A 13,620-nucleotide genomic window follows, 5' to 3' on the forward strand; every position below is an offset into this window, starting at 1 on the left:
GCCACCGCGCGACCGGCCTGGCCCCGGCCGCGCGGTGGCGGGCGGGGTGGACGTCGCGCGAGGGATGCGGATGCGGGCGGTTGCGGGACTGTTCCGTGGTTGTGGTGAAGCGTGCTGCTCGTCTCCCACTTCCGAGTGGTGCCGTCCGTTCGTGCCGCTGCCGGCCGCTGTGGCGGTCGAGGGCGCCGCGGTGCTTCACCGCCCGCCCGGTCGGTGGCGGGCGGGGCGCAGCGGTCGGTTCGCCACGGGAATGACGGGTCGGCCGTGCTGGTGCGCGGAAGATGTGGAAGAGTGTGCGGCAATAGTGGGAGCGCTCCCATTACTGCTGGAGAAAGCCTCTTAGAGCTTCCTCCCGCTGTCAAGACTTGAAGACGCGCCCGTTTCCGGAATGTGAACCATCGGAAGCGCACAAGCGCACAATAGGCCGTACGCCTTAACGTGGCGGCACGTCGAGGGGGAGAGAGGTAACAGGCATGAGTCAGGCGGGTGCCAGGGGTCGCCGACCCACGTTGGAGGCCGTGGCGGCGCTCGCCGGAGTCGGCCGCGGAACGGTCTCGCGGGTCATCAACGGGTCGCCCAAGGTGAGTGAACGCGCCAGGGTCGCCGTGGAGACCGCCATCGCCGAACTGGGCTACGTGCCCAACCGCGCCGCCCGGTCGCTGGTCACGAGCAGGACGGACTCCATCGCGCTGGTCATCCCCGAGCCGGAGACCAGGCTGTTCGCCGAACCCTACTTCTCGGACATCATCCGCGGGGTCAGCGGCGAGCTCGCCGACACCGACATGCAGCTCCTGCTCACCATGGTCCGCACCAGCCACGAGCGGGACCGGCTCGGCCAGTACCTGGCGGCGCACCGCGTGGACGGCGTCCTCATGGTGTCCGTGCACGAGGACGACCCGCTGCCCGACCTGCTCAACCGCATCGAGATGCCCGCCGTGCTCTCCGGCCGCCGCTCCGACCTGGAGTCGGTGAGCTACGTGGACGCCGACAACACCGGCGGCGCCAGGTCCGCCGTCCGCCACCTGCTGCGGCGCGGCTGCCGCACGGTCGCCACGATCACCGGGCCGCTGGACATGCACGTGGCGCGCTCCCGCCTCGACGGCTGGTGCCAGGCCCTGGAGGAAGGCGGCCTGGCCTGCGACGACGACCTGGCCGCGGCCGGCGACTTCACCGAGGACAGCGGCCGCCGGGCGATGCGGACCCTGCTGGAGCGCCGCCCCGACATCGACGCGGTGTTCGCCGCGTCCGACGTGATGGCGTCCGGCGCGCTCCAGGTGCTGCGCGAGACGGGCCGGTCGGTGCCCGGCGACGTGGCGCTGGTGGGCTTCGAGGACTCGGTGGTCGCCCGGCACACCGACCCCCCGCTGACCAGCGTCAGGCAGCCCACCGAGGAGATGGGCCGCACCATGGCGCGGCTCCTCCTGGACGAGATCGCCGAACCCGGCCGGCTGCGGCGCCAGGTGGTCCTGCCGACGGAGCTGGTGCCGCGGGGGTCGGCGTAGGGGCGGGGGCTTTCCGGGCCGGGGGCTGGTGAGTGGGTTCCGCGGCGCGGTTGCGAACGTCCGCGCGGGCTGCCCGTCGCGGCGGCCCGGACGCACTCAGGCTGCCGGCCCCCGCGAAGAGGGACGGGCGGTTCGCCAGTGGGCCCTCGGGCGGCCGCGCTCCCGCTGGGACGACAGCGCGTCACGGTGCCGCCCTTGGGGCGGTGACCTGCGCGGATGCGGACGCCGACGTTCCTCGCCGCAGGGCGGCTCCGTTGCTGCGGCTCGACACCACCGTGGCGCTTCGCGCGCCGACAGGCCCCGGGTTCGGGGCCTTCTCGCTTTCAGGGCCACGGCGTTCCGACGGGCGGTGGGCGGCCGCTGCGTCGGGCTGTGGGGGCGGCCGCGACCTGTCACGGTCCGACGTTCCTGCTCAGAGGCGTTCGGATGGGGCGCTTCCCTGCGGGGAGTAGGAGCTGCGAGGGCCGATCCGGGCGGGGCGGGCTTCCTTCGGCGCGACGTCCGCAGCAGCCCGCCGCCGCAGGCCCCGCACCACCGGCCGGCACGGCGGCCGGACGCGGGGGACACGCGCGAAGCCCAGGTCACGCCCTCTCCCGGGCAGGCCCCCGTCCCGGAGGGCCTGAGCCGGCCCGCCCCCGCGGCTTCCGGTCGTCCCCCATTCCCTGGCCGCCGTGCCCGCATCACCGCGGCGCGGGGTGTGGGAGCTGGGCGGTCGAGCCCCGGCCGAAGGTGCCTCCGGGGCCGTTCCCCCGGCGGTGAACGGGGCCCCGACGCCGGCTTTCCCCGCCCACCCGGCCCTGAGCGGCATGGCGGACGGTGCCGCGACCCACGTTTGCCGACCCGCGGCTCCCGCCGAGCCGCCGTCCGGGCCGTGAACGGCCGAACACCATGCCGCCCGGCCCCCTTCATCCTCTCCCCTCGTCTCCGGGCCCTCTGACATGCCATTCCGCCCCGCACGGCGGCGTTTCGGCGGCCCTCTCCGGGGCCGGACGGCGAAGAGCCCCAGAGCGACCGCCGCACTCCGTCCCCATCCGGCGGAATCGCGCATTCCGCCTGTAGCGCCACTTGATGACGGCTGGAATTGTGCGGTCCGAGGCCGCCTGAGCCCTCGTCGGCAGACTCCGCTTTCGTGACATCCGGCCCCCCGCGGGCGCCCGGCAACCCCGTCCGGCGAGCCCCGTCGCCCTCTTTCCTGAGCCCTCTCCCGGCGCCCGAACGCTTCCGTTTCCGGGCCCCATTCCCGTTTCCGCTGCCCGGTCGCGGACCCCTCGCTCTGACGTGTTCGACAGTGCTCTCGTTCATTTTTTGGACAAACCCACGCTTTGAGCGATTGACGTCTCGGTTGGCCCCTTCAGAAGTCGTATAAGGACCCTCGCAAAGCCTTCACATCTTCGTGCTCGGTCCGGAATCAGCCGCTGGTATAAAACCGCGCGCCGCGCCGCCCGGGGCACCCCACCGGACGCCGACCGCTCCTCCCGGCGGACCCGGGTCGCGGACCGGGAGCGGCCGTCGCCCCGATCGCGGCGGCGGGGACGGCGGCGACGGGCGTCCGCCCGTGCCACCGCGGCGGCTCCCGGTGCCGTCCGCCGCGCGACCGACTCGCCGTCAGCGCCCGCGGGCGACGATCGCGGCGGAATCCGCATCCCCGGCGAACGCGATGCCGCCAATCTCGCCGCTCCGCCCCGCCCAGCCCGTCCGTTCCGGGCGCGGCGGCCCGTCCGGGGGAGGGGGGAGCGTGTCCGCGACCCTCGTCACGGAGGAGCCGGGCCCGCGCCTACGCCGGTTCGGCGGGGCTGCGACGGCCGCGCGCCCGCGCCTCGGCGCCGGGCGACCTGATGGCGGGCGTCGGGGCCCACCCGGCTCAACCCTCCACGGACCGCGCCGGGGGCCGCCCTGACGCCCTGTAAGCCCGTCCGCCCTACTCCCCGGACTCCCCGGACTCCCCGGGCTCCCCGGTGACGAGGGCCAGCACGAACCCGTCCCACCCCTTGCCGCCCACCGTCTGCACCGCCGTGGCGGTCAGCCGCTTCTCCGCCGCGACCAGTTCGGTGAACCGCCGCACCCCCTGCACCCTGGGGTCGTCGCTCCCCGGGTCCACGACGGCGCCCTCGCGCACCACGTTGTCCGCGACGATGACGCTGCCCGCCCGGGTGAGCCTCAGCGCCCAGGCGAGGTAGTCGGGGTTGCTGGGCTTGTCGGCGTCGATGAAGACGAAGTCGAACGGGCCCGCGCCCTCGGCGGCGAGCCGCGACAGCGTGTCCAGCGCCCTGCCGACGCGCAGGTCGACGGTGCAGGCGAGCTCGGCACGGGCGATGGTGGCGCGCGCCACCTCGGCGTGCGCGGGGTCGGCCTCCAGCGTGACCAGCCGCCCGCCCTCGGGCAGCGCCCTGGCGAGCCAGATCGTGCTGTAGCCGCCGAGCGTGCCGATCTCGAGCACCGAGCGCGCCCCGCGGATCCGTGCCAGCAGGTGCAGCAGCTTGCCCTGGTTCGGGGCGACGCTGTGCGCGGGCAGGCCGGCCGCGTCCCCGGCCCGCAGGGCCTCGTCCAGCACGGGGTCGCCCGGCACCAGCAGCTCTTCGAACCAGTTGTCGACGTCGGTCCACAGGTCCTGGTGCATGGATCCCCCGCCTCACTCGCCGCCGCGCAATGTTCCGGCAGCGAACATACCGTTTGCCGACGCGCCCGCACAGGAGTTCCCGCGCGGCGTTGTTCGGTGCGGGTGCGGGTGCGGGTGCGGGTGCGGGTGCGGGTGCGGGTGCGGGCAAGGCGGGTGCGGGGGTGCCGTCGCGGCGTGGCGCGGCGCTCGTCGGCGCCCGGCGGTGACCCCGGGCCGAAAAAGCCGATGCGGCGTTCCTGCGGACCCGACGCCCGCACATGAGTCCGGCCCCGGACAGCTCGCGCTGTCCGGGGCCGGACCTCTCGGGGTGAGCGACGGGACTCGAACCCGCGGCCACCTGGACCACAACCAGGTGCTCTACCAACTGAGCTACGCCCACCATCGCCGGTGTCGTCTCCGCACCGGCTTCGAAAACTATACAGGGAACCGGGGGGTGCTCGTCGCCAGGTTTCCCGGGCCGCGCCCTCCGGCCGGCGGGACCGGCCGAAGGGCGCGGCGGGACCCGGGGCCGCCGGTCAACCCGGAGGCAGCACGTACTTGGCCGCGGTGGCCCGGCACGTGTCGGTGTCCGGGCCGGGCTGCGGCACGAAGATCGCCTCCCGGTAGTACTTCAGCTCCGCGATCGACTCCCTGATGTCCGCGAGAGCCCGGTGGTTCCCGTTCTTCTCCGGGCTGTTGTAGTACGCCCGCGGGTACCAGCGGCGCGCCAGCTCCTTGATCGAGGACACGTCCACGATCCGGTAGTGCAGGTGCGCCTCGAGCTCCGGCATGTCCCGGGCCAGGAAGCCCCGGTCCGTGGCCACCGAGTTGCCGCACAGCGGCGCCCGGCGCGGGTCGGCCACGTGTTCGCGCACATAGCCCAGAAGCTGTGCCTCGGCCTCGGCGAGGGTGACCCCCGACTCCAGCTCCTCCAGCAGCCCGGACGCGGTGTGCATCTCGCGCACCACGTCCGGCATCTGGCGCAACGCCTCGGCGGGAGGGCGGATCACGATGTCCACCCCCTCGCCGAGCACGTTCAGCTCGGAGTCGGTGACCAGGGCGGCCACCTCCACCAGAGCGTCGTGGTGCAGGGACAGCCCTGTCATCTCGCAGTCGATCCAGACCATCCGGTCGTTCATGTGTCTCACCCTACGGCGCGATCACGCTGCCCCGGGACCACGGGGCCGCGCGCGGATCGCGCCGGGACCTGCCGGCCCTGCGGCATCGGCTCGGCCCGGCCGCGCTGCCTGCTGCCTCCCTCCTGCTGCTCGCCCCGGCCCACGGCCGAGTCCGCCCGCGCGTGCTGCTCCTGCGGGCGGGAGGCGTACATGTCCGACGGCGGCTTGCCGAGCCCCGGGCCCTCCGCGCGCTCCACCGGCTCCTCCTGCCCCCGCCGGGCCCGGTAGGCCGCCCGGTAGGAGGCGGGGGAGGAGCCGAGCTGGCGGCGGAAGTGCCCGCGCAGCGCCACCGGCGAACGGAAGCCGCAGCGCTGGGCGACCTCGTCCACCGAGTAGTCGGACGTCTCCAGCAGCCGCTGTGCCTGGAGCACCCGCTGGGTGATCAGCCACTGGAGAGGAGCGCTCCCAGTCAGCGAGCGGAACCGGCGGTCGAACGTCCTGCGGCTCATGTAGGCGCGCGCCGCGAGGGTCTCGACGTCGAACTGCTCGTTGATGTGCTCCAGCGCCCAGGCGACGACCTCCGCGAGGGGGTCGCCGCCGATCTCCTCTGGTAATGACCTGTCGAGGTAGCGCTCCTGTCCTCCCTGGCGCCGCGGCGGCACGACGAGCCTGCGGGCCAGCGCGGTCGCCGCCTCGGCGCCGTGGTCGGTGCGCACCACGTGCAGGCACAGGTCGATCCCGGCGGCCGTGCCCGCGCTGGTGAGCACGTCGCCGTCGTCCACGAACAGCTCCCTCGGGTCCACATGGACCGTCGGGTACCGCTTGGCCAGCGTGGGCGCGTACATCCAGTGCGTCGTCGCGGGGCGGCCGTCCAGCAGCCCCGCGGCGGCGAGCACGAACGCGCCCGTGCACAGCCCTATGATCCGTGCCCCCTCCTCGTGCGCCCGGCGCAGCGCGGTGAGCGCCTCCGCCGGGGGCGACTGGGAGATCGACCGCCAGGCCGGGACGACGACCGTGCCCGCGCGGGCGACGGCGTCCAGGCCGTGCGGAGCGGTGAGCTCCAGACCGCCCGTGGTGCGCAGCGGTCCTTCCTCGCCCGCGCACACCAGGAGGCGGTAGCGCGGCACCCCGGCGTCCTGGCGGTCGACGCCGAAGACGGACAGGGGAATGGAGCTCTCGAAAATGGGTCCGCCGCTGAACAGCACCACCGCGACCACCTCGCGGCGTCGGCGTGCGGAGAGCTTGCGTCCCGCGGTGCCGATCGCTGATGTCACGGGGCGGGGAGACGCAACCGCACCATCCGGTGCAAGACCGGTCATGGAGTCCTGGCTCATGGCCCTAAAGCCCCCCTCGCTTGTTCCGCCCTCCAGCGCCGGTGGGCCCGTTTATCCGGGACGCCGGCGACTGGCTCTCCAGTTCTGCATCTGTGTTCTCCCCCGACGTGTTGCCCAAGATCGAATCTACTGCGTTCGAAGAGGCTGGTGTGACAAGTTCACCACTCGCTGCAACGTCCACATGAACACGTGGCGTAAAGCATTCGATCACGAACTGTTGCATTGGTGGGGCTTCGAGGGAAGTGCGCCTTACCTCGTCTTCCGTGGTTTCTAGGGACCTGACGCCGTCCTCGTGCCGGTTGGCCAGGGCAGTACCCCTGTTCGGGCCGTGTGCGCGCGAAGGTTGCGGATGCTTGAGAAGTTGGCCGAAAAGTGACGGGTGGGGGCGGGGTTCTGTCGTTCAGCGCCGGGTGGTGCGCCTCGCCGCATGCCGTCCACCTCGGTGCGCCCCTGCCTCGGCGGCGGGCGGGGACGCCGAAGCCGGACGTGCGGGCAGGCGGTTCCGGCCGTCTCGGTGCGAGGGGGGCGGCGGGTTCACGGCGCCGGGGGCGTGGCGCGCGCCGGGTGGTGCGACGCGGGGTCCGCGCGGGGTTCGCAGCGACCGGCGCAGCAGGGCCCGGCACACCACCGCCACCAGCGCGAGACCGGCTCCCGGGGCCAGGGCTCGGGAGAGCGGCACACCGCACAGCGCGAGCGCGGCCGGCACCAGCGCGGAGGCGAACAGCCCCCACCGCACCACCTCTCCCGCGGACGCGCGGGGGCTTGCGGACGCCCGGGGCAGCGGAGCGGGCCGCGGCCGGGGGAGGGGGCGGGGCGGCGCCGGGCGGGGGCGCGGCACGGTGGGGCGGCCGGGGAGTGGGGAGTCGGGCCAAGGGGGCCGGTAACCGGACAGGGTGGCACCTTCCCTCCGTGTTCCGCCCGTCGCGCGGGGCCCTCGGCCCCGGCGCGGGGCGGCGGGCCGGACCTCGTGGACGCGCGAGAGTGTGTCCCGTGGCACAACGCGCGGACGGGCCCGAGGTCACGCCGCCCGTGCGGGCGGGACCGGACAACCAGCCCATTGCGGAATGGGCCGACCTCCGGCATGCTCCCTCCACGGCCCGGCTCGGGGCGGCGGGAAGCGCCTCGTGTCTCCGCAAAGCGGGAGGAATCGCGAGATTTGTACGCTATGCGCCTGTGCCGGGACGTTGCGTCGCCGTACCCTGGGGGTAGTAGCCCAGGTAAGGCGATTCCACGCCCTTTCATTTTCAACATTCCAGTTCCGCCGAGACATCGGCCTTGACGCCGAAGCGACCAGAGATGGCCGGTAACGAGATCCCCGAGCCCGCAGAAGGCAACAAGCCCCTCAAGCCCCTCGCCGGTCCGGCGTCGGACGCGGAGGCGGCCAGTCAGTCCCGCCCAGCCTGCGACCCCGCCTTCCAGCACGGAGTGGTGGTCGGTTTCGACGGTTCCATGTCGAGCGAGCGCGCACTCGCGTACGCGATCGGCATGGCCCGGCGGTCCGGGTCGGGCCTGGTGATCGTCCACGTCGCCAACCGTCTGCCCGCCACGGTGTGGGCGGGCTGCGAACCCCCGGTCTTCGTGGACGTCCCCGACCACCGCACGGAGGTGCTGGGCCTGGAACTGGCCTGCTCCGACTATCTGGAGGACGTGCCGTGGATCCTGGTGGAGCGCGGCGGTGACATCTGCCACGAACTGGAGGAGGTCGGCCGGGAGTACGCGGCCGACGCCATCGTGGTGGGCAGCACCCACGGCGTCATCGGCAAGATCTTCGGCTCGGTGGCGGGCCGCCTCGCCCGCAGGGCGCAACGACCGGTGGTCGTGGTCCCGTAGCGGCTCAGCGGCGAGCGCCGGGCTGACGGACGGGCGGCCCGCGGCAGCCGGGTGAGGGCGAGGTCCGAGCCCCCGCCCGCCGCGCGTGCCGGTGCGGCCTGCCGTGTGTTGTGGCGCGGCCCGTGCAGGGTCGGCGAGACGGCTTGTGAGCCTCTTGGGCGGGCTCCGGGGTGTTGGAGGCGGGGAGATGGCCTCAGAGCCCCGCTGCGGCCCGTCTGAGGGGATGGGAAGGCTTTCTGACGGGTGGTCGGCGCCCCTCGGCCCTTGCGGTGGTCGGAGTGAGGCCGACGTAGCCTGAGCGGCGGCTTCAGCGCCTGTGCGCGGGGCGGTGGCCTGGGCGGCCGGTGGACGGGTGCATGGGAGCGCGTGGAGGGCAGCCGGCCTCCTGGGGCGTCCCGCGCCGCGCTGCCGCCCCCGCCGGCGGCGTGCGCGGCACCGGGGGAGCCGACGGAGCCGATGGGCCTGCTGGTCGCCCATGGCGAGCACCGGGACGGCGCGCGACCGCTCTCCCGGGTCTCCGACCGGGCCCACGGACAGGCGGGACCCTTGCACGGGGGTGAGCGGCCCCTGTGCACCCCTGTTCGCCTCGGAGCCTGCCCGGGGCCCGCCCGGGCCTGCCCGGGGCCGGGGCCGACATCAACCAAGCCCCGCCCCGCCGATCCCCGCCCCGCCGAGCCCAACCTCGTCAGCAGCGCCCACCCGAGCCGGGGGCCAGCCCCGTCGGATCTCAGCACCCGACCGGGCCCCGGGGCGCCGGGGGCGGGCTGCTCCTCCGTTCTGTGTCCTCTGCCCCGTTGGATGCCTGTGCCCTGTTCCCCGTGCTCCGTGCTCTGGCGCAGTGCCGGCCCGCTCCGGCGCCCGCCGCAGCGGGGTGCGGGCAGCTCCGGCGCCCGCCGCAGCGGAGTGCGGGCAGCTCTGGTGCCCGCCGCAGCAGGGTGCGGGCCTCTCCGGGGTCCGCCGCCGCGGCCAGCCCTCCCCCCGGACGCGGGTGGTCGTTCAGTCCGCTGCCAGGCCCAGTTCGCGGGCGATCAGCATGCGCTGGACCTCGCTGGTGCCCTCCCCGATTTCCAGGATCTTGGAGTCCCGCCACATCCGGGCCACCGGGTACTCGTTCATGAAGCCGTAGCCGCCGTGGATCTGGGTCGCCTCGCGGGCGTTGGTGACGGCGATCTCCGAGGAGTACAGCTTCGCGAGCGCCGCCTCCTTCTTGAACGGCTCCCCGTGCAGCATCCGGGACGCCGCGTCGCGCCAGGCCAGCCGGGCCGTGTGCGCGCGCATCTCCATGTCGGCGATCTTGAATTGGATGGCCTGGTTGGCGCCGATCGGGCGGCCGAACGCCTGCCTGGTCCTGGCGTACTCCACCGACTCGTCCACACAGCCCTGGGCGAGCCCGGTGGCCAGGGCCGCGATGGCGATCCGGCCCTCGTCCAGGATCCGCAGGAACTGGGCGTAGCCGCGGCCGGGCTCACCCAGCAGGTTGGTCGCCGGGACCCGGCAGTCGGTGAAGGACAGCTCACGGGTGTCGGAGGCGTTCCACCCGACCTTGCTGTACTTCTTCGAGACGGTGAAGCCGGGCGTGCCGGTCGGCACGATGATGGACGAGATCAGCGGGCGGCCGTCGGGCTTGCGGCCGGTGACCGCGGTGACCGTGACCAGCCCGGTGATGTCCGTGCCCGAGTTGGTGATGAAACACTTCGTGCCGTTGATCACCCACTCGTCGGTCTCGGGGTCGAGGCGGGCGGTGGTCCTGGTGCCGCCCGCGTCGGAGCCGCACTCCGGCTCGGTCAGGCCGAACGCGCCGAGCATCTCGCCCGAGCACAGCTTCGGCAGCCAGGTGCGCTTCTGCTCCTCGGTGCCGAAGCGGTGGATCGGCATCGCGCCCAGCGAGACCGCGGCCTCCAGGGTGATCGCCACCGAGGAGTCCACCCTGGCCAGTTCCTCCAGGGCCAGGCAGAGCGCGAAGTAGTCGCCGCCCATGCCGCCGTACTCCTCGGGGAAGGGCAGCCCGAACAGGCCCATGCGGCCCATCTCGCGGATGATCTCGTAGGGGAACTCGTCGTGCTCGTAGTACTCGCCGATCTTGGGGGCGACCACCTCGTGGGCGAACCGCTCCACGGTGCGGCGGAGCTCCTCGTACTCGGCGTCCAGCCGGTGATCGATCGTCATGACTGCTCCTTGTGGGAGAGGGCGCGGACGGTGCGGGACGGGCTGGGCCGGCCCAACCGGTCGGCCATCCACTCGCTTGTGGCGACGAGACGGCCGAGATCGACCCCGGTGGCGATGCCCAGGCCCTGGAGCATCCACACGAGGTCTTCGGTGGCGAGGTTGCCGGTGGCGCTCTTGGCGTAGGGGCAGCCGCCGAGGCCGCCGGCGGAGGCGTCCACCGTGGTCACGCCGCGCCGGAGCGCGGCGAGGGTGTTGGACAGGGCCTGGCCGTAGGTGTCGTGGAAGTGCACCGCGATGCGGGTGACCGGCACGCCGGCGGCGGTGAGCGCGTCGATCAGGGCGGTGACGTGGCCGGGGGTGGCCACGCCGATGGTGTCGCCGAGGGACAGCTCGTCGCAGCCGAGGTCGAGCAGGCGGCGGCTGACGCCGGTGACCCGCTCCAGCGGCACCGGGCCCTCCCAGGGGTCGCCGAAGCACATGGACAGATAGCCGCGCACCCGCGCACCGGCCTCCTTGGCCCTGGCCACCACCGGCGCGAACATCGCCAGCGCCTCGTCGACCGTGCGGTTCAGGTTGGCCTTGGCGAAGGACTCGGTGGCGCTGCCGAACACGGCGATCTCGGTGGCGCCGAGGGCCAGCGCCCGCTCCAGGCCGCGCTCGTTGGGCACCAGGACGGGCAGCCGTGTCCCGGCGGCGGCCAGCGGCGTCAGCCGGGGCATCAGTTCCTCGGCGTCCGCGAGCTGGGGCACCCACTTGGGGTGGACGAAGCTGGTGGCCTCCACCGTGTCGAGTCCGGCCGCGGCGAGCCGCTCGATGAACTCGGCCTTCACCTCGACCGGAACGATGCCCTTCTCGTTCTGGAGGCCGTCGCGGGGGCCCACTTCGTGGATGCGCACCCGTGGAGGCAGCCCCTCGAGAGGGAAGGCCATGGGCAGGCCGGTGACGGGCGTGTCGGTCATCGCCGGGCCTCCTCGCCGCCGCCCCCGGACTCCGGGCCCGGGGTCCCGCCCTGCGGCGTCTGCTCGCCCTCCGCCTCCCGGGGGGTGACGACCGCGAGCAGCTCGTCCATGGCGACGGTGGCGCCCGGGGCGACGGTGATCCGGCTGACCGTGCCGTCGTGGGGCGCGGTGATGACGTGCTCCATCTTCATCGCCTCCACCACCAGCAGCCCTTGCCCCGCGGTGACCTCGTCGCCGACCGCCGCCTTGACGACGGTGACGGTGCCGGGCATGGGGGCGGTGAGGGTGTCCTCGCCCTTGGCCGCCGCTCCCCGCAGGGCGGCCTCCACCGGGTCGTAGGGGTGCAGGGCCCAGGCGTCGCCGTCCCTGCCCAGCCAGTCGCCCGTGTGGTGGAAGGTGTGGGTGACGCCGTCCCACACCAGGTGCAGCCGCCCGTCCTCGCCGCGGTCCAGGGCGGCGGGCACGGGAGCGGCGTCGCCCACCGCCACCTCGGCGGCGTTCGCCCGGCCGCGGACCCGCACCTCCACCGGCTCGCCGCCCGGCGGGCGCAGCCGGTGCACCGTCCAGGCGGGCTCGCCCAGGCGCCATCCGCTCGGCACGTCGAACGGGTCGGTCCATCCCTCGCCGGCCGGTTCCAGCGCCAGTTGCCGGGCCAGCGCCGCGGCGCCGAGCACCTCGGCGGGGACGGCGGGCTCCGCCAGCCGCTCGGCCTCGCGCTCCACCAGGCCGGTGTCCAGGTTCCCGGAGACCACGTCGGGGTGGGCGAGCAGCCGCCGCAGGAAACCGGTGTTGGTCGGCACGCCGAGGATCACCGTCTCGGCGAGCGCGGCCCGCAGGCGCCGCAGCGCGGTCGGCCGGTCGGGGCCGTACGCGACGACCTTGGACAGCATCGGGTCGTAGGCGGTGCCGACCTCCGTGCCCACGGCGAGGCCGGAGTCGGTGCGGACGTGCTCCCCCTGCGGCTCGCGCAGGGCCAGGACGGTGCCGCCGGAGGGCAGGAAGGAGCGGCCGCCGTCCCGTGCGGAGACGGTCTCGGCGCACACGCGGGCCTCCACGGCGTGCCCGGTGAGGGTGACCTGCTCCTGCCGCAGCGACAGCCGCTCGCCCGCGGCCACGCGCAACTGCCACTCCACCAGGTCCAGTCCGGTCACGTACTCGGTGACCGGGTGCTCGACCTGGAGACGGGTGTTCATCTCCATGAAGTAGTAGGCGGCCGGGTCGTCGCCGGGGACGATGAACTCCACGGTCCCCACGCCCGCGTAGCCGCACGCCTCGGCGGCCCGCACCGCCGCGGCGCCCATGGCCTGGCGGGTGGCCTCGTCCAGCAGGACGGAGGGCGCCTCCTCGATGATCTTCTGGTGGCGGCGCTGGAGGCTGCACTCGCGCTCGCCCAGGTGGACGGCGTGGCCGTGGCCGTCGGCGAGCACCTGGATCTCGATGTGGCGGGGCCGGTCGATCCACCGCTCCAGCAGCAGGGTGTCGTCGCCGAACGCGCCGCGCGCCTCGCGCCGGGCCGCCGCGATCTCCTCCGGCAGGGCGGCGGCGTCCCGCACCAGGCGCATGCCCTTGCCGCCGCCGCCCGCGGAGGGCTTGAGCAGCACCGGGGTGCCGATCTCGGCCGCGGCGTCGATCAGTTGGGCGTCGGTGAGCCCGGAGCCGCTGCTGCCGGGCACCACGGGCACCCCCGCGGCCTCGACGGTCTCCTTCGCCCGGATCTTGTCGCCCATCAGCTCGATGGCGTCGGCCGGAGGGCCGATGAAGACCAGGCCGGCCTCGGCGCAGGCGCGGGCGAAGTCCGCGTTCTCGGCGAGGAAGCCGTAGCCGGGGTGGACGGCCTGCGCGCCGGTGCGCCGCGCGGCGTCCAGCAGGCGCTCCGCCGACAGGTAGCTCTCGGCCGCCGCCGCCGGCCCGATGCGCACGGCGGTGTCGGCCTCCCGCACGTGCCTGGCACCGGCGTCCGCGTCGCTGTACACGGCGACCGAGCGGATCCCGAGCCGCCGCAGGGTGCGGCAGACCCGGACCGCGATCTCGCCGCGGTTGGCCACCAGGACGGTGTCGAACATGGCGGGCGCGCCCTGCGCGGGGGAACCGGCCGGGCGGGCGCCCTCCCGGGGC

Annotated in this window: 8 protein-coding genes and 1 tRNA gene; 2 read left to right on the plus strand and 7 right to left on the minus strand. The window is 74.2% G+C overall.

Annotation, left to right across the window (positions count from 1 at the left end):
* Positions 1 to 473 precede the first annotated feature (473 nt).
* Positions 474 to 1,502 (plus strand): LacI family DNA-binding transcriptional regulator, encoded by a 1,029-nt coding sequence (locus tag ACYVO2_RS14165; protein ID WP_461008110.1) that lies wholly within the window; start codon positions 474 to 476, stop codon positions 1,500 to 1,502.
* A gap of 1,918 nt (positions 1,503 to 3,420) precedes the next feature.
* Here ACYVO2_RS14165 and ACYVO2_RS14170 read toward each other — a convergent pair.
* The 4 genes from ACYVO2_RS14170 to ACYVO2_RS14185 form a co-directional block, all read right to left on the minus strand.
* Positions 3,421 to 4,119 (minus strand): O-methyltransferase, encoded by a 699-nt coding sequence (locus ACYVO2_RS14170; RefSeq protein ID WP_461008111.1) that lies wholly within the window; start codon positions 4,117 to 4,119, stop codon positions 3,421 to 3,423.
* A gap of 306 nt (positions 4,120 to 4,425) precedes the next feature.
* A tRNA-His gene (locus ACYVO2_RS14175) sits at positions 4,426 to 4,498 on the minus strand.
* Between the two features lie 136 nt (positions 4,499 to 4,634).
* Positions 4,635 to 5,237: an oligoribonuclease gene (orn, locus tag ACYVO2_RS14180; protein WP_461008112.1), complete on the minus strand. Its 603-nt coding sequence runs from the start codon at positions 5,235 to 5,237 to the stop codon at positions 4,635 to 4,637.
* A 5-nt stretch (positions 5,238 to 5,242) separates the two neighbouring features.
* Complete coding sequence (locus tag ACYVO2_RS14185; protein ID WP_461008113.1) at positions 5,243 to 6,535, minus strand: GlxA family transcriptional regulator; 1,293 nt, start codon at positions 6,533 to 6,535, stop codon at positions 5,243 to 5,245.
* A gap of 1,311 nt (positions 6,536 to 7,846) precedes the next feature.
* Between ACYVO2_RS14185 and ACYVO2_RS14190 the strand changes: the two genes are divergently transcribed.
* Positions 7,847 to 8,380, plus strand: coding sequence for a universal stress protein (locus tag ACYVO2_RS14190; RefSeq protein WP_461008114.1), 534 nt, complete (start codon positions 7,847 to 7,849; stop codon positions 8,378 to 8,380).
* Positions 8,381 to 9,376: 996 nt separating this feature from the next.
* Here the strand turns inward: ACYVO2_RS14190 and ACYVO2_RS14195 are convergent.
* From ACYVO2_RS14195 to ACYVO2_RS14205, 3 genes are read right to left on the minus strand one after another with little or no spacing between them, the layout of a single operon-like run.
* On the minus strand, positions 9,377 to 10,540 hold the full coding sequence (locus ACYVO2_RS14195; RefSeq protein WP_461008145.1) for an acyl-CoA dehydrogenase family protein: 1,164 nt from the start codon (positions 10,538 to 10,540) through the stop codon (positions 9,377 to 9,379).
* A 2-nt stretch (positions 10,541 to 10,542) separates the two neighbouring features.
* Positions 10,543 to 11,505 (minus strand): hydroxymethylglutaryl-CoA lyase, encoded by a 963-nt coding sequence (locus ACYVO2_RS14200; protein ID WP_461008115.1) that lies wholly within the window; start codon positions 11,503 to 11,505, stop codon positions 10,543 to 10,545.
* Positions 11,502 to 13,568 (minus strand): acetyl/propionyl/methylcrotonyl-CoA carboxylase subunit alpha, encoded by a 2,067-nt coding sequence (locus tag ACYVO2_RS14205; RefSeq protein ID WP_461008146.1) that lies wholly within the window; start codon positions 13,566 to 13,568, stop codon positions 11,502 to 11,504. The genes ACYVO2_RS14200 and ACYVO2_RS14205 overlap by 4 nt, the downstream gene beginning before the upstream one ends.
* Positions 13,569 to 13,620: the final 52 nt, after the last annotated feature.

The sequence above is a fragment of the Streptomyces capparidis genome (assembly GCF_054782095.1).

Bases quoted from the DNA above. Each gene is read 5' to 3' on its own strand.
- ACYVO2_RS14170 (WP_461008111.1), bottom strand. From the start codon at position 4,119: ATGCACCAGGACCTGTGGACCGACGTCGACAACTGGTTCGAAGAGCTG.
- ACYVO2_RS14200 (WP_461008115.1), bottom strand. From the start codon at position 11,505: ATGACCGACACGCCCGTCACCGGCCTGCCCATGGCCTTCCCTCTCGAG.
- ACYVO2_RS14185 (WP_461008113.1), bottom strand. From the start codon at position 6,535: ATGACCGGTCTTGCACCGGATGGTGCGGTTGCGTCTCCCCGCCCCGTG.
- orn (WP_461008112.1), bottom strand. From the start codon at position 5,237: ATGAACGACCGGATGGTCTGGATCGACTGCGAGATGACAGGGCTGTCC.
- ACYVO2_RS14205 (WP_461008146.1), bottom strand. From the start codon at position 13,568: ATGTTCGACACCGTCCTGGTGGCCAACCGCGGCGAGATCGCGGTCCGG.
- ACYVO2_RS14165 (WP_461008110.1), top strand. From the start codon at position 474: ATGAGTCAGGCGGGTGCCAGGGGTCGCCGACCCACGTTGGAGGCCGTG.
- ACYVO2_RS14190 (WP_461008114.1), top strand. From the start codon at position 7,847: ATGGCCGGTAACGAGATCCCCGAGCCCGCAGAAGGCAACAAGCCCCTC.